This window comes from Azohydromonas lata (genome assembly GCF_034427735.1).
Taxonomy (GTDB): Bacteria; Pseudomonadota; Gammaproteobacteria; order Burkholderiales; family Burkholderiaceae_C; genus Azohydromonas; species Azohydromonas lata.
In genome coordinates this window covers 17499-36699 of the sequence record NZ_JAXOJX010000051.1, presented here as the reverse complement: position 1 = coordinate 36699, position 19201 = coordinate 17499, and the positions used below count along the sequence as shown (strand labels likewise).

Genomic DNA, 19201 nt, shown 5'->3' with positions numbered 1-19201 from the left:
ATGAAGGGCTTTCCAGGAAACAAGGTTCTTCGGGTTTTTCCGAAGACCCAATATAAATTCAAGCGCCAGCGGGAGAAATTTATTTATAGATATTTGTTCTGAACAAAGCGTGCATTTGGCACGCGGGTCAATCCTGCACCGAGACGTCTGCGGGGTGCCGGTGCGCCGCGTCGGCCAGTGCCCGGCACAGCGCCACGGGCGAGCAGGGTTTGGGGAGCACCTGGAAGCCGTGGCTGAGCGCCTTGTGCAGCTGGGAGGTGTAGCCCGTCATCAGGACGATGGGCAGCAAGGGGTGCGTGCGCTGCAGTTGCAGCGCCAGGTCCAGCCCGTTGAGCGCTCCGGGCATGACGATGTCGCTGAGCACCACGTCCACGCGCGCCTGCGGCTGCGCCAGCTCGCGCAGCGCGGCCTGCGCGTCGCCCGCGCGCAGCACGCGTGCGCCGCTTTGCTGCAGCAGCGGCGCCAGGGCGCTGGCGATCTCGTCGTTGTCCTCCACCAGCAGCACGGTGCCGCTGAGCGAGGGCAGGGTTTGTGGCTCGTCGGCCGGCGGCTCGACGCTGTCGTCGGCCGCGGGCAGGTAGATGGTCACGGAAGTGCCTTCCCCCGGCTCGCTGTCGAGCTGCACGCTGCCGCCGGCCTGCGTGGCGAAGCCGTAGACCTGCGCCAGGCCCAGCCCGGTGCCCTGCCCCGGCGGCTTGGAGGTGAAGAAGGGCTCGAAGACGCGGTCGCGCAGCTCGGCCGGGATGCCGCTGCCGCTGTCCGACACCGTGATGGCCACGCGCGGCGACGCCCCCTGGCCGCCCGCCTGGCGCGTGACGTTCACCAACAGCCGCCCGCCCTGCGGCATGGCGTCGCGGGCGTTGAGCGCCAGGTTGATCAGCGCCAGCTCCAGCTCCGCGCGGTCGGCCAACACGCAGCCCACGTCGGCGCCCACGTTGCCGCTGACCTGCACCGGGCGGCCCACCGAGGTCTGGATGAGGCTCAGCAGCGGCGGCAGTGCGTCGCGCAGCCGTATGGAGATGACCTGCAGCGGCTGGCGCCGCGCGAAGGTGAGCAACTGCCGCGTGAGCTGCGCGCCGGTGGTGACGGCGCGGTCTATGGCCGACAACGCGTTGTCCGGCGACTGGCCCACCGCCAGCAGGCGGCGGACGAGCTGGTTGTTGGTGTGCACCACCATCAACAGGTTGTTGAAGTCGTGGGCCACGCCGCCGGTGATGTGGCCCAGGGCCTCCAGCTTTTGCGCCTGCACGAGCGCCGTCTCGGCACGGATGCGCTGGCGCACCTCGTCCTGCAGCGCCTGCACGGCGCGCGCCTCGCGGCCGCGGCCGCGCGCGGCGCGCCAGCTCACGGCGGCCAGGCCCAGGGCCAGCGGCAGCAGGAAGGCCGCCAGCAGCGCCATCTCGCGCCGCCAGGCGGCGACGACGATGGCGTCGTCGAAGGCCGCCACCACGTACAGCGGCAGCTCGCCGACGCGGCGGAAGGCGAGCTGGCGAGGCACTTGGTCGATGGTGGACGTGCCGGCCAGGGTGCCCTTCTCGGCTCCGGCGCGCATGGGCGCCAGCAGCCGGCTTTCGGCCTGCAGCGCCGTGCCCAGCGGCACGGCGGGCAGCCGCGCGATGACGGCGCCGTCGGCACGCAGCAGCGCGATGCTCAGCCCGGGCTGGCCGCGGGCGATCTCCTCGTAGAAGGACTTGAAGTAGTCCGGGTAGAGCGACACCGACAGCACGCCCTGGAAGCGGCCCTGCGCGTCCTGGCGGCGCAGGGTGAAGTCGAAAAAGGGCTCGCCGGTGGTGCGGCTCACCAGCGGCCGCGACACGAACCAGCGGCCCTCGCGCGCCTCGGCCGAATCGCGCGCCCAATCGAAGTATTCGCGGTCGGCCACATTGAGCCAGGCCGGCGGCACGGCCACGCGGCTGCTGACCAGCGGCGCGCCGCGCTCGTCCCACAGCCACAGCGACTGCAGTTGTCCCAGGCCGCGTGTGCCGGCCTTCAACTGCTGGTGCAGCGCCGTGCGCCGCGCGGCGATCTCCTCGTTGGACAAGCCCGCCACCGCGGCCAGCGCCAGCCGGGCCAGCACGTCGTTGGTCTCGGCCACGCGCGCGGCGTGCTCCTGCACCACGTGCGCCGCCAGCGCGGCGCGGTGCTGCGCCTCCTTGAAGCTTTCGCCGTAGCGAAAGTGGGCCACGGCCACGAACAGCAGTGCCGGGACGAGGATGGAGCCCAGCAAGGCCACGCGGGACCAGCGGGCGGCGGCAAGAGACGCGGTTACGGGCATCACGGCTCCGTGGCGCAGGGTGAACCGCTCGGTGCATCTGTACGCCAAGGCGCCGCATGCACGAGCACGGGGCGGCCACTTTAGCCGCCCAACGGGCCGGAGCGACAGTGGAACTTCGGGGGCCGCGCGCGGCTGCAGCGCATGGCGCAGGTCATCGCGCCGCGCCTGGAGCGCGTGGAGCGGCGGCTCAAGGCGCGCCGCGCGGCGCTGCCGCCGCGCAGAGGCGGCGGGCGCCGGCCTCGGCTTACTTCTTGGCCGGGGCTTTGGGCGTGGGGCCCAGGGGCTGCGTGCCCTTCATGAAGTCGGAGAACGACACGTCCCCGCTCTGGCCCGTGGCCAGTTGCTTGCCGGAAATCTTGGGCGGCTCGGGCTTGTGGTCGGGGTTGGAGCGGGGGTTGGGCGCAGCCTCGCGCTTGGGCAGGGGCTGTTCGCGGTCGAGCTGCTTCCAGTTGTCGAAGCCGCTCTTTTGGGCCATGCGGTCGAAGGCGGCGGCCAGCGACGATTCCATCGCTTGCTTCTTGGGGCCGCGCTGCTCGGCGGCGGGGGCGGGCGCGGCGGGCGCTTGGTTCTGCTTCATGGATGAGGAAACGTCGGTGTCCGGACTCAAAACGCGTATTTTCGCCCCACCCGAGCGCCACGCCCAGCGGCACGGCTTCTCGCCACCCCGCGCACTGCGACTTTAGGCAGCCCGGACCGGTCTGCGCGCGCGCCGGATGCTGGGATACTCGCCGCCTTTTTCCGCGTCCACCCCCCGCACCATGAACCTGAAGATCGTCGTCTACAGCAAGAGCGCCTGCCCCCAGTGCGACACCGCCAAGAAGCTGCTGCAGAGCAAGGGCCTGCCCTTCGAAGTCATACAGATCGACGACGAGGCCCAGCGCCTGGCCTTCTACGAGCGCTGCGGCCCGTCCGTGCGGCAGATGCCGCAGATCTTCATCAACGACCAGCGCGTGGGCGGCGTGGCCGGCCTGCAGGCCGCGCTGGCGCAGCTCGGCCGCTGAAGGCGGCCTTCAGCCCTCGCGCAGCGCGCGGCCGTGATCGGCCACGGCGGCCACGATGTGGTCGAACACCAGCCGCACCCGCGCGGGCACCGGGCCGCGCTGCGGCCGGTACACCCATACGTCCCAGGGCGGCGGCGCGAGCTGCGGCAGCAGCGCCACCAGCGCGCCTGAGCGCAGCAGCGGCGCCGCAAGGTAGTCCGGCAACTGGCCCACGGCCAGACCGGCCAGGATGGCGCCCACTTCCGCGTCCGGGTCGTCGGTTACGAAGGTGTCGCTGCCCGGCGTGAACTGCCGCCCGCTGGCGAAGTACCAGCTCCAGGTGCGGCCCGTGTTGGGGTCCAGCAGGGCCGTGACCGGCAGCGCCGACAAGTCCTCCAGCCGCTGCGGCGCGCCCAGGCGCCGCACCAGCGCCGGCGTGGCCACCAGCGAAAAGGCCACCTCGCCGGCCTTGCGCGCCACCAGGCGGCTGTCGCGCAGAAAGCCGATGCGCACGCCCACGTCGATCTGTTCGTCCACCACATCGGCGAACACGTCCGACAGCCGCACGTCCAGCGCCAGCCCCGGGTGCTGCGCCGCCAGCCCCGCCAGCGCCGGTACCAGCGCGCCGCGGCCCAGCACGCGCGGCGCCGTGATGCGCACCCGCCCCGCCAGTTGCGAGGCCGCCGGCACCCGCCCCGGCGTGCTGAACAGGCTTTCCACGTCCGCCAGCAGCGGGCGCGAGCGCGCCGCGAGCTGCTCGCCGAAGGCCGTGATGCGCACCTGCCGCGTGCTGCGGTGAAACAGCAGCTCGCCGAAGTGCTCCTCCAGCTCCTTGACGGCGCGCGTCACCGTCTGCGGCGAACCGCCCAAGCGCAGCGCCGCTTCGCGAAAGCTCCCGCACTCGGCCGCCGTGAGAAAGATGCGCAGCAGCTCCAGTTGATTCGACACCTTGTTTCCGCCCCTGGGCGCTCGCGCCAGATTGTTCCAGCCTGAGGAATTCTGAAGTCGCCATTCTTCCATTTACAGGCGGGCCCTGGTCTCGAACAATGGGCCGCCGTCCCCGACGACGTGGCCCGCCTTGCCCAGGCAAGCGGCGGCGTCCGCCGCGTCGCGGCCCAACCCCGAACAAGGAAGCACCCCGCTATGAAGACTCGCGCCGCCGTGGCCTGGAAGGCCGGAGAACCGCTCACCATCGAGACCGTGGACCTGGAAGGCCCGCGCGCCGGCGAGGTGCTCGTGGAGGTCAAGGCCACCGGCATCTGCCACACCGACTACTACACCCTCTCCGGCGCCGACCCGGAAGGCTTGTTCCCCGCCATCCTCGGCCACGAGGGCGCGGGCGTGGTGATGGAAGTGGGTGCGGGCGTGACCAGCCTGCGCCCCGGCGACCACGTCATTCCGCTCTACACGCCGGAATGCCGCCAGTGCAAGTTCTGCCTCTCGCGCAAGACCAACCTGTGCCAGGCCATCCGCTCCACGCAGGGCAAGGGCCTGATGCCCGACGGCTCCAGCCGCTTCTCCCTCGACGGCAAGCCCATCCTCCATTACATGGGCACCTCCACCTTCGCCAACCACATCGTGGTGCCCGAGATCGCGCTGGCCAAGATCCGCCCCGACGCGCCTTTCGACAAGGTCTGCTACATCGGCTGCGGCGTCACCACGGGACTGGGCGCCGTGCTCTTCAACGCCAAGGTGGAAGCGGGCGCCAACGTGGTCGTGTTCGGCTTGGGCGGCATCGGCCTGAACGTGATCCAGGGCGCGCGCATGGTGGGCGCGGACAAGATCATCGGCGTGGACCTGAACCCCGGGCGCCAGGAAATGGCGCGCAAGTTCGGCATGACGCACTTCATCAACCCCAAGGACGTGGGCAACGTGGTGGACGCCATCGTCCAGCTCACCGACGGCGGCGCCGACTACAGCTTCGAGTGCATAGGCAACACCACCACCATGCGCCAGGCGCTGGAGTGCACGCACAAGGGCTGGGGGCGCAGCCTCATCATCGGCGTGGCCGAGGCCGGGGCGGAAATCTCCACGCGGCCCTTCCAGCTCGTCACCGGGCGCAAGTGGGAAGGCTCGGCCTTCGGCGGCGCGCGCGGCCGCACCGACGTGCCCAAGATCGTGGACTGGTACATGGAAGGCAAGATCGACATCGACAGCCTCATCACCCACAAGCTCAAGCTCGAAGACATCAACGAGGGCTTCGGCTTGATGAAGCGCGGCGAGTCCATCCGCTCGGTCGTCGAGTTCTGAGCGCCATGCAGACGCTCAGCGAACACGGCTGCTTCGGCGGCACCCAGGGCTTCTACAAGCACGACTCGGCCGTCATCGGCGCGCCCATGAAGTTCGGCGTGTACGTGCCGCCGCAGGCCAAGAACGGCCCGGTGCCGGTGCTGTACTACCTGGCCGGGTTGACCTGCACGGAGGAAACCTTTGCCATCAAGGCCGGCGCGCAGCGCGTGGCCGCGGAGCTGGGCCTGATGCTGGTGACGCCGGACACCAGCCCGCGCGACACCGGCATCGAAGGCGCCGACGCGGCCTGGGACTTCGGCCACGGCGCCGGCTTCTACCTCGACGCCACGCAATCGCCCTGGTCCGCGCGCTTTCGCATGGAGAGCTGGGTGACGCGCGAGCTGCGCGAGCTCGTGGCCGCCCACTTCCCCGCGCGCGACGACCGCGTGGGCCTGTTCGGCCACTCCATGGGCGGCCACGGCGCGCTGACGCTGGCGCTGCGCCACCCGGGGCGCTACCAGAGCGTGTCGGCCTTCGCGCCCATCGCGGCGCCCTCGCGCTGCCCGTGGGGCGAAAAGGCCTTCACCGGCTACCTGGGCAGCAACCGCGCCGATTGGGCGGCGCACGACGCCACGGAGCTGATCGCCGCGGGCGGGCGGCTGCCGCCCCTGCTTATCGACCAGGGTTTGGCCGACAAATTCCTGGCCGAGCAACTGCACCCGCACCTGTTCGAAGTCGCCTGCGCCCAAGCCGGCCAGCCGCTGACGCTGCGCCGCCACGAGGGCTACGACCACGGCTACTACTTCATCGCCACCTTCGTGGAAGACCACCTGCGCCACCACGCGGCCACGCTGCTGGCCTAGCGCGTGAGCGGCCTGCCCGCCAGCGGCGGGCGGCGCGGGCGCGTGGCACCGGCAAGGGTGCACGGCACGCGGCCGGGTATGGTGGCGCCCATGTCCGCTGCCCTCAAGAACTCGCTATTGACGCTTCGCGACCTGGCCATCACGGCCGGGCCCTTCCTGCTGCTGGGCCTGCTGCTGCTGGCGCTGGCGTACTGGGTGCTGGACCCGACGCCACCGCGCCACGTGACGCTGGCCACCGGCGCCCCGCAGGGCGCCTACACCGAGTTCGGCCACCGCTACGCGGCGCTGCTGGAGAAGCACGGCATACGGGTGGAGATACGCACCACGCAGGGGGCGGCCGAGAACGCCGCGCTGTTGCGCGATCCGGATTCCGGCGTGGACATCGGCTTCGCGCAGGGCGGCGCGGCCGACGTGCAGGACGACGGGCTGCTGTCCCTGGGCAGCGTGTTCTACGAGCCGCTGTGGCTGTTCTACCGCGACGACTCGGCGCGGCGGCTGCTGCCCAAGCCGGCACGTGCCGCGTCCGGCGCCGCCGAGCCGCCCGCGCTCACCAGCCTGGCGCAGTTGGCGGGCTGGAAGCTCAACGTCGGCGCCCCCGGCAGCGGCGTGCCGCCGCTGATGGAGCGGCTGCTGCAGGCCAACGGCGTGGCGCCCTCGGCGCTCACGCTGGGGAAGCAGCCGCTCACGCCGGCCGTGGTCGAGCTGCTGGCGGGGCGGGTGGACGCGCTGGTGATGGCCTCGGCGCCGGAATCGCACATGGTGCAGATGCTGCTGCGCACGCCGGGCATCCGGCTGGCCAGCCTGTCGCAGGCCGAGGCCTACGCGCGGCGCTTCCCGTTCATCAGCCACGTGGTGCTGCCGCGCGGCGTGGCCGACCTGGCCAGCGACACGCCGGCGCAGGACGTGCATCTCATCGCCCCCACGGCCACGCTGGTGGCGCGCGAGTCGCTGCACCCGGCGCTGATGCAGCTTTTCGTCCAGGCCGCGCAGCAGGTGCACGGGCAGCCGGGCTGGTTCCAGCACAAGGGCGACTTTCCCAGCGCGCAGAACACCGAGTGGCCGCTGGCGGCCGAGGCGCAGCGCTTCTACAAGACGGGCACGCCGTGGCTGCAGCGCTACCTGCCCTTCTGGCTGGCCAATCTGCTGGACCGGATGTGGTTTGCGCTGGTGGCCATCGTGGCGGTGCTGCTGCCGCTGTCCAAGGTCGTTCCGCCGCTCTACCAGTTCCGCGTGCGCTCGCGCGTGTTCCGCTGGTACGGGCAGTTGCGCGTCGTGGAGGAGGCGGTGGAGCGCCGCCCGGCGCTGGAGCTGCTGCGCGAGCTGGAGGACATCGAGGCCCGCGTGGGCCGTGTGCAGATCCCCCTGTCCTACGCCGACCAGCTCTACGACCTGCGCAGCCACATCCAGCTCGTCCGCCGGCGCTTGCGCGAGCGGCTGCCGGCGACGACCGCGGCGGCGGACGAGAAGCACGGCCCCGAAGTGCCGGCGCGGCAGCTGGTGCATTGAGGCGGCGCGCGCCCGCTGCGGCGGGTTCCGCGGCCTGCAGCGCACGGACCGGCCGCGCCCAACGGGGGTGTTAGACCGTCTAACACCACGTTCAGGGGGCCACGCCGGGCCGGCCTACGAGCCGCTTTCCACCCCGCCCCCCACCGCCTTGAACACCGCCACCAGCCCCGTGTGCAGCCGCGCCCGGCTCTCGGCCAGGTCGGCGCTCGCCTGCAGGTAGGCCAGCCGGGCCTGCAGCGGCGCCAGTTCACTGCCCAGGCCATGGGCGCGGCGGCCCTGGGCCAGGGCCCAGGCGGCGCGGCGGTCGTCCAGCCGCGCCGCCAGCTCGGCGTGGCGGCGGCGCTCGGCGGCGTAGTCCAGCAGCGTGTCGTCCACCTCCTGCCAGGCCTTCAGCACGGCCTGCTGGTAGGCCACCGCGGCCTGCTGCTGCTGCAGCCGGCGCAGCTCCACCGTGGCGCGGCGGCGGCCCCGGTCGAACAGCGGCAGGCTCAGCACGGGGCCGACCTGCCAGGTGCGCGAGCCCCAGTCGCCAAAGCGGCCGGCTTCCACGCTTTGCAGGCCCACGCTGGCGCCCAACGCGATGCGCGGGTACAGGTCGGCCACGGCCACGCCGATGTCGGCCGTGGCGGCATGCAACTGCGCCTCGGCCGCGCGCACGTCCGGGCGGCGGCGGGCCAGCTCGGAAGGCAGGCCCAGCGACAGGTCCGGCAGCGCGGGCGCCGCGTCCACGGCGGGCAGCGGCAGCGGCGCCAGCGCGTCACCCAGGCTGCCGGGCAGCCCGCCGGTGAGCGTGGCGATCTGGTTCGCCAGGGCCGCCTCGCGCGCACGCAGCGGCGCCTGCGCCGCCTGCAGCTCGGCCACGCGGGTGCGCTGCGCCAAGGGCTCGTCCTCGGCCATCAGCCCGGCCGCAGCCTGCGCCTGCAGCAGGCCCAGCGCGTCACGGGCGGCGGCCACCTGCTCGGCCAGCAAGGCCTGCTGGCGCTGCGCCAGCCGCCATTGGAAATACGCGCGCGCCAGCTCGCTGCCCAGGGCCAGGCGCGTTTGCGCCAGCAGCGCCGCCGCGCCCTCCACGCCCGCGTCGGCGGACTCGATGCTGCGCCGCACCCGCCCCCACAAGTCCAGCTCCCAGGACGCATCGAACCCCGCCTGGTACAGCGGAAAGGGCGACGCGAGCACCTCGGTGAGCGCCGCGCGGTTGGCGCCGCCTAGGGCCTGCACCAGCCGCGTCTCGGCACCGCTTTCGCTCTGGCGCTGGCGCGTGGCGCGTGCGCTGGCGTCCACGTGCGGCGCGGCCTGCGAGGCCACCACCGCCTGCTGCAGCCGGCTTTGCGCAAAGCGCAGCGCGGCGCTGTGCAGGTCGTGGCTGCCGGCCAGCAGGCGGTCCTGCAGCGCATCCAGCGCCGGATCGCCGAACACCGTCCACCAGCGCTGCGGCAGCGTTTCTTCGTTGACGGGCAGGCCCCTCAACAAATCCGGCGCGCTGCTGGGCCGCTGCTGCGGGGCCGGCGGCGCGGGCGGCTCGAAGTCAGGCCCCACCGCGGCGCAGCCGGCCAGCGCCAGCGCGGCAGCCACGGCCAGCCAGGCGCGGCGGGACGGGCGGAGGGTTGAGCGGGCAATCTTCATGGCCTTCTCTTCTTCAGTCGCTCAGACGAGGCGGTTGCGGAACAGCCAGCCCGCCAGCGGCAGCGTGACGGCGGCGACGCCCAGGAAGGGGAGCAGGTCCTGCCAGACCTGGGTGAGCGTCGCGCCCTCCAGGTAGACGCGGCGCACGAGGTCGATGGCAAAGCGCAGCGGGTTCACGTACGTGGCGATCTGGAAGGCCTGCGGCATGTTGTGCACCGGGGTGGCGAGGCCCGACAGCAGCACCAGGGGCATGAGCAGGACGAAGGTGTAGAGCATGGCCTGCTGCATGTTGGCCGAGAGGGCCGAGATGGACAGGCCCATGCCCACCACCGCCAGCGTGAACAGCAGCAGCCCGAGCAGCAGCGCCGGCGCGCTGCCGGCCATGGGCACGTGGAACCAGAAGCGCGTGACCAGCAGGATGAGCGTGGACTGCAGCAGGCCGATGGCCATGGACGGCAGCGCCTTGCCCACCATGATCATCCCCGGCGTGCAGGGCGTGACCAGGAGCTGGTCGAAGGTGCCCTGCTCGCGCTCGCGCGCCACCGACAGGGCCGACAGCATCATCACCTGCAGCATGCTCAGCGAGGCGATCAGCCCCGGCATGATGTTCCAGCGCGTCTCCAGGTTGGGGTTGAACCAGGCGCGCGACACCACGCTCACCGGCGGCGCGGCGCCGGGCAGGCCGGCGTTGAAGTCGGCCACGATGGCGCGCACCTGCGCCGCCGCGTTGCCCGCCGTGGTGGAGTTGCGCCCGTCCAGGATCAACTGCAGCGGCGCCGCCTGGCCGGCGGCCAGGCGCGATTCGAAGTCGGCCGGGAAGTGCAGCACCAGCAGCGCATCCCCGGCATCGACCACCTGCGCGATCTGGCGCGGCGCCTGCAGCGTGGCCACGCGGTGGAAGGCGCCCGTGCCGTCCAGCCGTGCCAGCAGCCTCATCGAAGCCTCGCCGCGGCTCTGGTCCAGCACGGCGTAGGGCACGTTGGTCAGGTCGAAGGTCGCGCCATAGCCGAAGAGCAGGCTTTGCAGGATGACGGGAACGACGAGCACCACGCGGCTGGCCGGGTCCTGCACCACGGCAAGGAATTCTTTCCTGCACAGGTTGAGCAGGCGGCGCAGCCCGTCCATGAAAGCGGCAAGCATGTCCGGCGCTCCCTTCAGTCCAGCCGCTTGCGCGTGACGGCGCGTGCCAGCGCCAGCAGGCCCACGGCGTAGGCGGCCAGGATGGCACCGTCCTTGGCGATCAGCGCCCACTGGTCGCCGGCCAGGAACAGCGTCTTCACCAGCTCCATGAAGTAGGTGGCCGGCAGCACGTGGCCGGCGATGCGCACGGCCAGCGGCACGTTGCGCAGGTCGAAGACGAAGCCGGAGAGCATGAGCGCCGGCATGAAGCTGGCGAGGATGGCGATCTGGCTGGCCACGAACTGGTTCTTGGTGAGGGCCGAGATCAGCAGGCCGATGCCCAGCGACACCACCATGTAGAGCATGCCGGCCACGAGCAGGACGAGCAGCGACCCGTACAGCGGCACGCCGAACAGGCCGCGCGCCGCCACCAGGCACAGCGCCAGGCCAAAGAGCCCAACCACGAAGTAGGTGATGGTCTTGGCCAGCAGCACTTCCGTGGGCCGCACGGGCGTGACGAACAGGGCTTCCAGCGTGCCGCGCTCCCACTCGCGCGCCATGACCAGCGCGGTGAGGAAGGTGCCCACCAGGGTCATGATCAAGACGATCAGGCCCGGCACCAGGTACCAGGTGCTGTTGTTGGCCGCGTTGAACCAGAGGCGGTCCACCACGACGACACCGGCGTTGCCGGGCCGGCCCCCCAGGCGGTCCTGCCGCTTCTGCGCCCACACGGCCACGGCACCCTCGACGTAGCCGCGCAGGGCGGAGGCGCGTATGGGGTCGCCGCCCTGCAGCAGCACGAAGAGCTGCGCGTCGCCGGCGGCCAGGCGCCGGGAGAAATCAGCGGGCAGGTGCACCAGGGCATCGGCCTCGTGGGCTTCAAAAATTGCCTTCGCCTCGGCCAGCGAGCGCGTGCGCACGGCGGACATGAAGCGCGAGCCGTCGAAGGCGGCGGCCATGTCATGCGCCGCGGGCGAGGCGTCCTCCAGTGCCAGCACCAGGCGGGCGTTGCGCACGTCCAGCGTCAGGCCGTAGCCGAAGATGAGGATCAGCACGATGGGCAAACCCAACCCAACGAGCAGGTTGCTGCGGTCGCGCAGCAGTTGGCGGAATTCCTTGCGCACGAGCGAGCGCAGGCGGCGGATGGAACCGTCGCGGCCGCCGTTGGAGGGCGAAGCTTTGGGCGCCGCGCTCATGCCGCTTCCTTCAGCGCGCGGGCGTTTTCGACGATGCTGATGAAAGCCTGCTCCATGTCCAGGCGGCGCGCGGGCGTCTCGCCGGCCTGGCGGCGGACCTCGGCCGGCGTGCCCAGGGCCAGCAGCCGGCCGCCGTCCTGGATGACGATGCGGTCGCAGTACTCGGCCTCTTCCATGAAGTGCGTGGTCACGACCACGGTGATGCCCGTGGCCGCCAGCGCCGTGATGCGGCGCCAGAAGCCGCGGCGCGCCAGTGGGTCGGCGCCGCTGGTGGGCTCGTCCAGGAACAGGATCTCCGGCTCGTGCAGCAGCCCAACCGCCATGGCCAGGCGCTGGCGCACGCCGCCGGGCAACTGGCCGGCGGGCTGCGCCTCCAGGCCGCGCAACTGGAACTGGCCCAGCACCGCGTCCATGCGCTGCGGCAAGCGCCGCCCGTGCAGCCCGTAGGCGCCGCCGAAGAAGCGCAGGTTCTCGTGCACGGACAGGTTGGCGTAGAGCGAGAACTTTTGGGCCACGTAGCCGATGCGCTGGCGCGCCGCGGCGCGGGCGCGGCGCAGGTCCAGCCCGGCCACGCGCGCCAAGCCGCTGCTGGCGGGCAGCAGGCCGCAGAGCATGCGGAAGGTCGTCGTCTTGCCCGCGCCGTTCGGCCCCAGCAATCCGAAGATTTCGCCGTGCCGCACGCTGAAGGTGGTGCGGTCCACGGCCACGAAATCGCCGAAGCGGCGCACGAGGTCCTGCACCTCGATGGCGGGCTGGCCGTCGCCACGCGGCGGCGCCGGGGAGGCGCTGGTTTCGATCTCAACCGCGTTCGCCTCGGCCTGCCCATCGCCGCGCTCGCGCAGCAGCCGCATGAAGCCGTCTTCGAGCCGGGGCGGCACGGGGCGAAGCTGATCAGGCGACAAGCCCAGCGCCGCGGCGTCCACGCCGGGACGGTGGATGAGCCGCACCTCGCCGCCCTGCGGCACCGCGTCCACCACCCGGTCGGCCCGATCCAGCAGCCGCGCCTGCAGCGTACGCGCCGGCTCGCCTGCGGCGGGCGTGGCAACGGCGCACAGGCCCTGCGCCGGGGCACGCAAGGCCTCGGGGCTGCCCGCGGCCAGCAGCCGGCCCTCGTGCAGCACGTGCACCTGGCTGCAGCGCTCGGCCTCGTCCATGTAGGAGGTGGCCAGCAGCACGGACAGCCGCTCCCGTTCCACCAGCCGCTGCACGATGTCCCACAGCTCGCGCCGCGACAGCGGGTCCACGCCCACCGTGGGCTCGTCCAGCAGCAGCAGCTCCGGCGAGCGCACCAGCGTGCAGGCCAGCCCCAGCTTCTGCTTCATGCCGCCGGAGAGCTTGCCGGCGGGGCGGGTGGTGAAGCGCGCCAGGTCCGTCATGTGCAGCAGCTCGTCGAAGCGGCGGCGGCGCTCCTCGCGCGGCACGGCGTGCAGGTCGGCGTAGAGGTCCAGGTTCTCCTGGACGCTCAAGTCCTCGTAGAGGCCGAAGCGCTGCGGCATGTAGCTGATGCGGTCCTGCACCGCCTGCGCGTCGGCCGCCACGTCCAGGCCCAGCACGCGCAGCTCGCCGGCCTGCGCGCGCATGAGGCCGGCCACCAGGCGCATGAAGGTGGTCTTGCCCGCGCCGTCCGGGCCGACCAGCGCCGTGATGGCGCCATGGGCCACGTCCAGCGTCACGCCGGAGAGCGCGTGCACGGTGCGCCGCGCGGCGCGGTCCTCGAAGCTCTTACAGAGGCCGCGCGCCTGGACGGCCGGGGCGCCGGCACTCATTGCGAGGCCTTGGACGCGGCTTGGGCAGGCGCGGCGGCGGTCTCGTCCAAAGGAATGCGCACGGTGGCGGGCATGCCCAGGCGCAGGCGGTCCTGCGGGTCGTCCACCAGCACGCGGATCTCATAGACGAGGTCCGTGCGCAGCTCCTCGGTCTGCACGGCCTTGGGCGTGAACTCGGCCACCGAGGAAATGAAGCCGATGCGGCCGGCCACCGGCTGCGCGGGCGCGGCGTCGGTGCTGACGCTGGCGACCATGCCGGGGCGCAGGCGGCCGAGCTGCGGCTCGCCGACGTAGGCGCGCACCCACTTGGGGTCGGTGAGGGCCAGCGTGTAGGCCGGGCGCGAGGGCGAGGCCATGTCGCCCGGCTCCAGCAGCCGCGCACGCACGACGGCCGTGCGCGGCGCCTTCAGCTCGGCCAGCTCGATCTGGTGCAACAGCAGCGCGACCTCGACCTGCGCGGCGCGCAACTGCGCCTCGGCGCGGGCGATGTCCTCGGTGCGCGGGCCCACGCGCGTGAGGCGCTCGGCCTGGCGCGCCGCGTCCAGCCGCGCCTGGGCCACACGCGCCTGGGCGCGGGCGTTGTCCAGGTCCTGCGGGCTCACGCCGCGGCCCTCGGTGGCGGCGGCGGCGCCTTCGAGCCGCTGCACTTGCAACCGCGCGCGCTCGGCCTCGGCCTGCGCGGCGGCCACCTGCGCACCGGCCTGCGAGATCTCCTCCGGCCGGCTGCCGTGGCGCAGCGCCAGCAACCCCTGCTCCAGCACCCCTACCTGCGCCTGCGCCTGCTGCAGCCGCAGCGCCGCGGTGCGCGTTTCCAGCACGGCCAGCACCTGGCCGCCCTGCACCACGTCGCCCTCCTCCACGCGCATCTCGGCCACGCGCTCGCTGCTCTGGAAGGCGAGAGACACCTGGCGTATGTCCACGTTGCCGTGCAGCGTGAGCGCGGACGTATCCGCTGGCGCGCGGGCCTGCCGCCACGCCAGCACGCCCGCGAGGAGCAGCAGCAACAAGAGCACCAGCAAGGCAGCTTTCTTCTTGGCCATGGCAACAGGATCAGGGTGGACACCGACGCGAAAAGTCTAATTCAAATTTGCATTTGAATTAAAGTGCCGGACGTTTACGGTTTGGTTTTCGTCATGGCTTCTTCAACGACTTCTGCAACGCCGCCGCGGCCGCCGCGCAAGGCCGCGGCCCAAGCGGCGCGCAAGACACGCGCCGAGGCTGCGCGGCTGGAGCGCAAGGCGCGCACGGACGGCGCGGTCACGCGCGCGGGGCTGGTGGAGACGGCGGGAGCGCTGTTCGCGGAGCGCGGCTACGCCGACACGACGGGCAAGGCCATCTGCGAGCGCGCGGGCGTGAACATGGCGGCGGTCAACTACCACTTCGGCAGCCGCGACGGGCTGTACCTGGAGGTGCTGCGCGAGGTGCACCAGCGCATCGTGAGCCTGGCTTTCCTGCGGGAGCTGGCCCGCAGCGGGCTGCCGCCGGAGGAAAAGCTGCGCGCTTTCCTGCGCGAGCTGATGGGCCACGTGCTGGCCGACGCGGGCAACTGGCCCATGCGCGTGTGGGCGCGCGAGCTGCTGGCACCCTCGCCGCTGTGGGAGCAGTTCGTCCGCGAGGAGGCGCAGCCCAAGTTCGAGCTGCTGTCGGCGGTGGTGAGCGAGATCACCGGCGTATTGCCGGGCGACGCGCGGCTGCCGGCGCTGGTGCTGGGCGTGATCGCCCCGTGCCTGATGCTGCTGGTGGCCGGGCGCGAGCGCGCCACGCCGGTGCAGCCGCTGTTCCGGCAGGACGCGGCCGTCCTGGCCGAACAGTTCTGGATATTCGCGTTGGGCGGGCTGCGCGCTGCGGTCGCGCGCCCGCCCGTTGCCTGATCAACCGCCCGGCACGCTCAGGCGTACGTGGTAGCCGGGCTGGTTCTTGGGGTGGTTGTCCTGCGTGAAGACGCTGCGGTCGTTCTTGAGCAGGATGACTTCGAAGAAGGGCTTGAAGCGCGTCTCCGACACGTCGAACGCCTGCAGGAACTTGGCGAACAGCGCCTGCTCCTCGGGCTCGGGCTGCCCGTCCGACAGCGAGGAATCCAGCAGGTTGAGCAGCACGCACATGCGCTGCGCGTCGGTGAGCACCGGCGTGGCCTCGCGCAGGAACTCGTCAATGGAGTGCGTGCGCCGGTATTTCACCGCGCTGTCCAGCAGCGCCTGGTTCTGGGCGCCCACGCCGATCGTGCCGTTGCCGTTGTCCTGGCCGCCGAGCATGGACAGCAGGTGGCCGATCTCCTCGTGGTCCATCTCGCCATCGGCCGCCATCATGTAGAGCAGGCTGGTGGCCAGCGCCTTGTGGGGGGTCATCTTGTCGCCGGAATCGCTCTTGAACATGTCGAACAGGCCCATCTGTGCTCCTTGCTTGCATCGTCGGTGAAGCGCGCCGTGCGGGCCACGGCGCGCCGTTTGCCGGCAGCCGCTGCTTGAGAACGCAACGTCCGCCGGTGAAGCCATTCTTCACAGGAAGACTGTTCGAGAAAATGCGTTTTTTGCGATGTAATTCATCGAGAAAAATAAAGTCTGAAGCGCCGCTCGCCCACTGCGCGGCGCGCAGCCCTCAAGGCAGCCAATGGCTCAGCAGCGCCCAGCGCCAGCAGCACCAGCGCGGGCGCCATGGCCAAAACGAAGAACAGCAGGAAGCGCGCGGCCAGCCGCCAGGCCATGGCGCCCGCGGCGCCGGCCGCGGCCAGCGTGGCCAGCGACGGCAGCACGCCGTGCAGTCCGTTCAGGCGCAGTGCGGACCAGCCCGCGACCAAGGCCGCCAGGGCCAGCGACAGGAAAACGCGGAACGGGCGGGAACAACCGCTGGAAGCCGGCGAGGGTTCGGTCATGGCAAACGCTCCAGGGAACTTGCGCAAGACGCCATTTTTTCAAAAGCCGCCGTCCGCGCCCACCCGGGCGGAAGGCTTGCCTGACCCGGCCGCTCAGGCTTCGCAGGCCTGCTGCTCGGCGAAAAAGCGCTCCAGCTTGCCCTTGGGCGTGGCCTGCGCGCGCGCCAGCAGCGCGTGGCTCACCGCGGGCAGCCGCCAGCGCCGGGCCACGTCGTCGCGGATGCGGCACCACAGGTGCGCGGCCATCTCGGTGTCCACCATGGCGCGGTGGGCGCGGCCGGTCTGCGGCAGGCCCAGCGTTTGAATCAGCGCGCCCAGCTTGTGGCTGGCGCAGTCGGGGTACAGGCGCCGCGACAGCAGCATGGTGCAGGCGAAAGAGGCCTCCGCCGGCAGCGACAGCCGCTGCAGCTCGGCCACCCAGAACTTGCGGTCGAAAGAGGCGTTGTGCGCCACCACGGGCAGCGCGCCCACGAAGCGGGCCGCCTCGCGCATCACCTCGGCCACCGGGGGCGCGGCGGCCACCATGGCGTTGCTGATGCCGGTGAGCTGCGTGACGAAGGCGGGAATCGGCCGGCCCGGGTTCATCAGGCTCTGGAAACGCTCCACGATGCGCCCCTGCTCCACCAGCGCGATGGCCACCTCGGTGGGCCGGTCGCCCATGCCGGGACTCAGGCCGGTGGTTTCGAAGTCCAGTACAGCAACGCGTTCCATGTGTGATTCGCCGGGAGGGGGCGCCAGCATAGTGGCCCGGCGGAACGCGGCTTTGGGCGGACAACGGCCGCCCGCCCCAACGGCGCGGCGGATTGCACGGCAGCTTGCTGCCGTGCCGCCCGCGCGCCGCGGCTCAAGTCCGGTTCAAGCGCGCGCCGACAGCCCATCGGCCGACAGCCCTGCCGCCGCGGCCTGCAACCCCGTCTCGTCACAGGCTTTGCAGGGCACCCAGTGGCCCAGGCCACCGCCCAGGCCCGGCCAGCCGCCGGTGCCTGCGCACGCCGCGCAGCCCGTGCCCTGCTCCTGCAGCGTGGCGGAATTCACCAGGCGCTGTTCCCACTCGTCGTTGGTCATGCTTGTCTCCTTGGGCAGTGATGGATGTCGTGCCGGCCGCCAAGCGCCGCTCCCATGGCGGCGGCGGTGCCGCCGCCCAGGAGCCAATTTCGTGCCCGGCCACCCCACCTTACCCGGCCACCGGCGCGCCGTCCGCACCCCGCTCGCAGTGTCCGCAAGCCGCGGGCCAAGCCACCCTCGACACCGGCCGGCGACGCCCCCAGGAACCTCCCCAGGCATGGCCGGATTTTTCCTGGTCCGCACCACCTTGGAGCCGGCCGGGCACCGGTCCATCATGGGCTCATGCCCTGGCGTGCCCTGTGTGGAGGCCGTGATGAAGCACCTTGCTCGTCCCCATCGGACACTTCACGTGCTGACCATGTTCATGGCCGGATTTTTTTCATTGCAGCCAACGCCCCTGTATGCGCCGGGTGGCTCGTCATGGATGACAATCGCGCCTGACGCCGCCTCGGTGGTCGTCCAGGTACAGGGCTTCTGGGAAACGGTGGCCCAGTACGCGGGCCGCTAGGCTGTCCGCCACGCGATTCACAAGCCGCGCGGCTCGCGGCTTGAAAAGGTTTGCAAATCAGCTTCAGCGGTCTTTATTTGAATGTCCCATTTATAAATTTTTCTATGGTACCCAGCAATTCGAAACTCTCGCGCATCGGAATTTTCTACGACGGCAATTTCTTCAGGCGCGTCAGCAATTATTACTCCAACGCCCACTCCAGAAAGGCAAGAATCAGCATCGAGGGGCTGCACAATTTCATTCGTGCCCATGCCGCCGCCGAGGAAGGCGTGGACGTGAAATTCACGCAAATCGTGGACGCGCATTATTTTCGCGGCCGCATGAAAGCCCGGGAAGCCGAGGAGCGGGATATTCTTTTCCAGGAGCGCTCTTTCGAAGACGTGCTCATGTACGAAGGCGTCACCACCCATTACCTGCCCAAGGGCCGCGACGGCGAAAAGGGCGTGGACGTGTGGCTGGCGCTCGAAGCCTTCGAGATGGCCATTTACAAGCGCTTCGACGTGCTGGCCCTGATCGCGGGCGACGGCGACTTCATGCCGCTGGTGCGCAAGCTCAACACGCTGGGCACGCGCGTGATGCTGGTGGGCTGGGACTTCAGCTTCACCGACAACAACGGCAACCTGCGCGAGACCCGCACCTCGCAGCTGCTCTACAACGAGGCCACCTACCCGGTGAAGATGGACGAGGTCATCGACGCCCCGGACCATGAGAATGATCCGCTGGTCAACGGCCTGTTTCACCGCCCCGAATTTCGCGCTGAATTCCGCCAGGAAAACCGTAGCGAGCCGCGTTCGGATTCCAGGCCGGATGCTCGCCCTGAATATCGCCAATCCGCCCTGCTGACGGCACAGCCGGTTTCACACGCCTCGGCGCTGGGTACGCCGGCCGCCGCGGTGGTACCGCCGCCGGATATTGGCTCCGTCCAGCGCGGGCGCATTGCCAATCTCAAGGAAACCTACGGCTTCATTCAGCCGGAGGCGGGCGGGGACAATATCTTCTTCCCGTTCAGCTCGCTGCAGCCCGGCGAGGCGCAGCGCCTGACGCCCGGCATGCGCGTGTCCTACGAGTACGGCCGCGGCGACCGCGGGCCCATGGCGCCCAAGGTCTGGATACTGCTGAACCAGGAGTAAGCGGCAGCACCCGGCCGGTCGGCCGGGCTCCCGGCCTGGGGCGCTGAAACAGCGCCGGTGACAGGCAAAAAA

General features: G+C 71.1%; 19 protein-coding genes. 7 read left to right on the top strand and 12 right to left on the bottom strand.

The window, feature by feature from the left end:
• Positions 1 to 127: 127 nt before the first annotated feature.
• Both SM757_RS24920 and SM757_RS24915 read right to left on the bottom strand, forming a co-directional pair.
• Positions 128 to 2275, bottom strand: coding sequence for an ATP-binding protein (locus tag SM757_RS24920; RefSeq protein ID WP_322467461.1), 2148 nt, complete (start codon positions 2273 to 2275; stop codon positions 128 to 130).
• A 244-nt stretch (positions 2276 to 2519) separates the two neighbouring features.
• Positions 2520 to 2852, bottom strand: a complete 333-nt coding sequence (locus SM757_RS24915; RefSeq protein WP_066341098.1) for a hypothetical protein — start codon at positions 2850 to 2852, stop codon at positions 2520 to 2522.
• Positions 2853 to 3033: 181 nt separating this feature from the next.
• Here SM757_RS24915 and SM757_RS24910 point away from each other — a divergent pair, with 181 nt between their 5' ends.
• Positions 3034 to 3276, top strand: a complete 243-nt coding sequence (locus SM757_RS24910) for a glutaredoxin family protein (protein ID WP_066341100.1) — start codon at positions 3034 to 3036, stop codon at positions 3274 to 3276.
• A gap of 9 nt (positions 3277 to 3285) precedes the next feature.
• Here the strand turns inward: SM757_RS24910 and SM757_RS24905 are convergent, their stop codons facing one another.
• Positions 3286 to 4203 carry a LysR family transcriptional regulator gene (locus SM757_RS24905; RefSeq protein WP_322467460.1) on the bottom strand — a complete coding sequence of 306 codons (918 nt, stop codon included), beginning with the start codon at positions 4201 to 4203 and terminating at the stop codon, positions 3286 to 3288.
• A gap of 195 nt (positions 4204 to 4398) precedes the next feature.
• Here SM757_RS24905 and SM757_RS24900 point away from each other — a divergent pair, with 195 nt between their 5' ends.
• From SM757_RS24900 to SM757_RS24890, 3 genes are all read left to right on the top strand, one after another.
• Entirely contained in the window at positions 4399 to 5505 is a 1107-nt protein-coding gene (locus SM757_RS24900; RefSeq protein WP_322467459.1) for an S-(hydroxymethyl)glutathione dehydrogenase/class III alcohol dehydrogenase, read from the top strand.
• Between the two features lie 5 nt (positions 5506 to 5510).
• Positions 5511 to 6347 carry an S-formylglutathione hydrolase gene (gene fghA / locus SM757_RS24895; protein ID WP_322467458.1) on the top strand — a complete coding sequence of 279 codons (837 nt, stop codon included), beginning with the start codon at positions 5511 to 5513 and terminating at the stop codon, positions 6345 to 6347.
• A 90-nt stretch (positions 6348 to 6437) separates the two neighbouring features.
• Positions 6438 to 7853: a TAXI family TRAP transporter solute-binding subunit gene (locus tag SM757_RS24890; RefSeq protein WP_066341152.1), complete on the top strand. Its 1416-nt coding sequence runs from the start codon at positions 6438 to 6440 to the stop codon at positions 7851 to 7853.
• Between the two features lie 114 nt (positions 7854 to 7967).
• Here SM757_RS24890 and SM757_RS24885 read toward each other — a convergent pair whose 3' ends face one another.
• From SM757_RS24885 to SM757_RS24865, 5 genes are read right to left on the bottom strand one after another with little or no spacing between them, the layout of a single operon-like run.
• On the bottom strand, positions 7968 to 9476 hold the full coding sequence (locus SM757_RS24885; RefSeq protein WP_322467457.1) for an efflux transporter outer membrane subunit: 1509 nt from the start codon (positions 9474 to 9476) through the stop codon (positions 7968 to 7970).
• A 21-nt stretch (positions 9477 to 9497) separates the two neighbouring features.
• Positions 9498 to 10616, bottom strand: a complete 1119-nt coding sequence (locus SM757_RS24880; RefSeq protein ID WP_322467456.1) for an ABC transporter permease — start codon at positions 10614 to 10616, stop codon at positions 9498 to 9500.
• Between the two features lie 14 nt (positions 10617 to 10630).
• A complete protein-coding gene (locus SM757_RS24875) occupies positions 10631 to 11791 on the bottom strand; it encodes an ABC transporter permease (RefSeq protein WP_322467455.1) in 1161 nt (386 codons plus the stop codon).
• A complete protein-coding gene (locus SM757_RS24870) occupies positions 11788 to 13557 on the bottom strand; it encodes an ATP-binding cassette domain-containing protein (protein WP_322467454.1) in 1770 nt (589 codons plus the stop codon). Before SM757_RS24870 ends, SM757_RS24875 begins: the two co-directional genes overlap by 4 nt.
• Positions 13554 to 14597, bottom strand: coding sequence for an HlyD family efflux transporter periplasmic adaptor subunit (locus SM757_RS24865; RefSeq protein ID WP_322467453.1), 1044 nt, complete (start codon positions 14595 to 14597; stop codon positions 13554 to 13556). Before SM757_RS24865 ends, SM757_RS24870 begins: the two co-directional genes overlap by 4 nt.
• 93 nt (positions 14598 to 14690) lie before the next feature.
• Here SM757_RS24865 and SM757_RS24860 point away from each other — a divergent pair, with 93 nt between their 5' ends.
• On the top strand, positions 14691 to 15428 hold the full coding sequence (locus SM757_RS24860; protein WP_084267812.1) for a TetR/AcrR family transcriptional regulator: 738 nt from the start codon (positions 14691 to 14693) through the stop codon (positions 15426 to 15428).
• Here the strand turns inward: SM757_RS24860 and SM757_RS24855 are convergent, their stop codons facing one another.
• The 4 genes from SM757_RS24855 to SM757_RS24840 form a co-directional block, all read right to left on the bottom strand.
• Positions 15429 to 15944, bottom strand: a complete 516-nt coding sequence (locus SM757_RS24855) for a TerB family tellurite resistance protein (RefSeq protein WP_066341119.1) — start codon at positions 15942 to 15944, stop codon at positions 15429 to 15431.
• A 152-nt stretch (positions 15945 to 16096) separates the two neighbouring features.
• Complete coding sequence (locus tag SM757_RS24850) at positions 16097 to 16426, bottom strand: hypothetical protein (protein ID WP_322467452.1); 330 nt, start codon at positions 16424 to 16426, stop codon at positions 16097 to 16099.
• A gap of 93 nt (positions 16427 to 16519) precedes the next feature.
• A complete protein-coding gene (locus SM757_RS24845; protein ID WP_322467451.1) occupies positions 16520 to 17137 on the bottom strand; it encodes a 3'-5' exonuclease in 618 nt (205 codons plus the stop codon).
• A gap of 144 nt (positions 17138 to 17281) precedes the next feature.
• Positions 17282 to 17491, bottom strand: a complete 210-nt coding sequence (locus SM757_RS24840) for a hypothetical protein (protein ID WP_066341129.1) — start codon at positions 17489 to 17491, stop codon at positions 17282 to 17284.
• A gap of 313 nt (positions 17492 to 17804) precedes the next feature.
• On the opposite strand from SM757_RS24840, the gene SM757_RS24835 reads away from it, so the two are divergent.
• Together SM757_RS24835 and SM757_RS24830 are read left to right on the top strand one after the other, a co-directional pair.
• Entirely contained in the window at positions 17805 to 17999 is a 195-nt protein-coding gene (locus tag SM757_RS24835) for a hypothetical protein (RefSeq protein WP_157119181.1), read from the top strand.
• 104 nt (positions 18000 to 18103) lie between these two features.
• Positions 18104 to 19129 (top strand): NYN domain-containing protein, encoded by a 1026-nt coding sequence (locus tag SM757_RS24830; RefSeq protein WP_066341133.1) that lies wholly within the window; start codon positions 18104 to 18106, stop codon positions 19127 to 19129.
• Positions 19130 to 19201 lie beyond the last annotated feature (72 nt).

Excerpts from the sequence above, each read along its gene's own strand:
- SM757_RS24910 (WP_066341100.1), top strand. The coding sequence starts at position 3,034 with ATGAACCTGAAGATCGTCGTCTACAGCAAGAGCGCCTGCCCCCAGTGC.
- SM757_RS24915 (WP_066341098.1), bottom strand. The coding sequence starts at position 2,852 with ATGAAGCAGAACCAAGCGCCCGCCGCGCCCGCCCCCGCCGCCGAGCAG.
- SM757_RS24845 (WP_322467451.1), bottom strand. The coding sequence starts at position 17,137 with ATGGAACGCGTTGCTGTACTGGACTTCGAAACCACCGGCCTGAGTCCC.
- SM757_RS24835 (WP_157119181.1), top strand. The coding sequence starts at position 17,805 with ATGAAGCACCTTGCTCGTCCCCATCGGACACTTCACGTGCTGACCATG.
- SM757_RS24880 (WP_322467456.1), bottom strand. The coding sequence starts at position 10,616 with ATGCTTGCCGCTTTCATGGACGGGCTGCGCCGCCTGCTCAACCTGTGC.
- SM757_RS24870 (WP_322467454.1), bottom strand. The coding sequence starts at position 13,557 with ATGAGTGCCGGCGCCCCGGCCGTCCAGGCGCGCGGCCTCTGTAAGAGC.
- SM757_RS24920 (WP_322467461.1), bottom strand. The coding sequence starts at position 2,275 with ATGCCCGTAACCGCGTCTCTTGCCGCCGCCCGCTGGTCCCGCGTGGCC.
- SM757_RS24830 (WP_066341133.1), top strand. The coding sequence starts at position 18,104 with ATGGTACCCAGCAATTCGAAACTCTCGCGCATCGGAATTTTCTACGAC.
- SM757_RS24890 (WP_066341152.1), top strand. The coding sequence starts at position 6,438 with ATGTCCGCTGCCCTCAAGAACTCGCTATTGACGCTTCGCGACCTGGCC.
- SM757_RS24865 (WP_322467453.1), bottom strand. The coding sequence starts at position 14,597 with ATGGCCAAGAAGAAAGCTGCCTTGCTGGTGCTCTTGTTGCTGCTGCTC.
- SM757_RS24855 (WP_066341119.1), bottom strand. The coding sequence starts at position 15,944 with ATGGGCCTGTTCGACATGTTCAAGAGCGATTCCGGCGACAAGATGACC.
- SM757_RS24885 (WP_322467457.1), bottom strand. The coding sequence starts at position 9,476 with ATGAAGATTGCCCGCTCAACCCTCCGCCCGTCCCGCCGCGCCTGGCTG.
- SM757_RS24850 (WP_322467452.1), bottom strand. The coding sequence starts at position 16,426 with ATGACCGAACCCTCGCCGGCTTCCAGCGGTTGTTCCCGCCCGTTCCGC.
- SM757_RS24875 (WP_322467455.1), bottom strand. The coding sequence starts at position 11,791 with ATGAGCGCGGCGCCCAAAGCTTCGCCCTCCAACGGCGGCCGCGACGGT.
- SM757_RS24840 (WP_066341129.1), bottom strand. The coding sequence starts at position 17,491 with ATGACCAACGACGAGTGGGAACAGCGCCTGGTGAATTCCGCCACGCTG.
- fghA (WP_322467458.1), top strand. The coding sequence starts at position 5,511 with ATGCAGACGCTCAGCGAACACGGCTGCTTCGGCGGCACCCAGGGCTTC.
- SM757_RS24900 (WP_322467459.1), top strand. The coding sequence starts at position 4,399 with ATGAAGACTCGCGCCGCCGTGGCCTGGAAGGCCGGAGAACCGCTCACC.
- SM757_RS24860 (WP_084267812.1), top strand. The coding sequence starts at position 14,691 with ATGGCTTCTTCAACGACTTCTGCAACGCCGCCGCGGCCGCCGCGCAAG.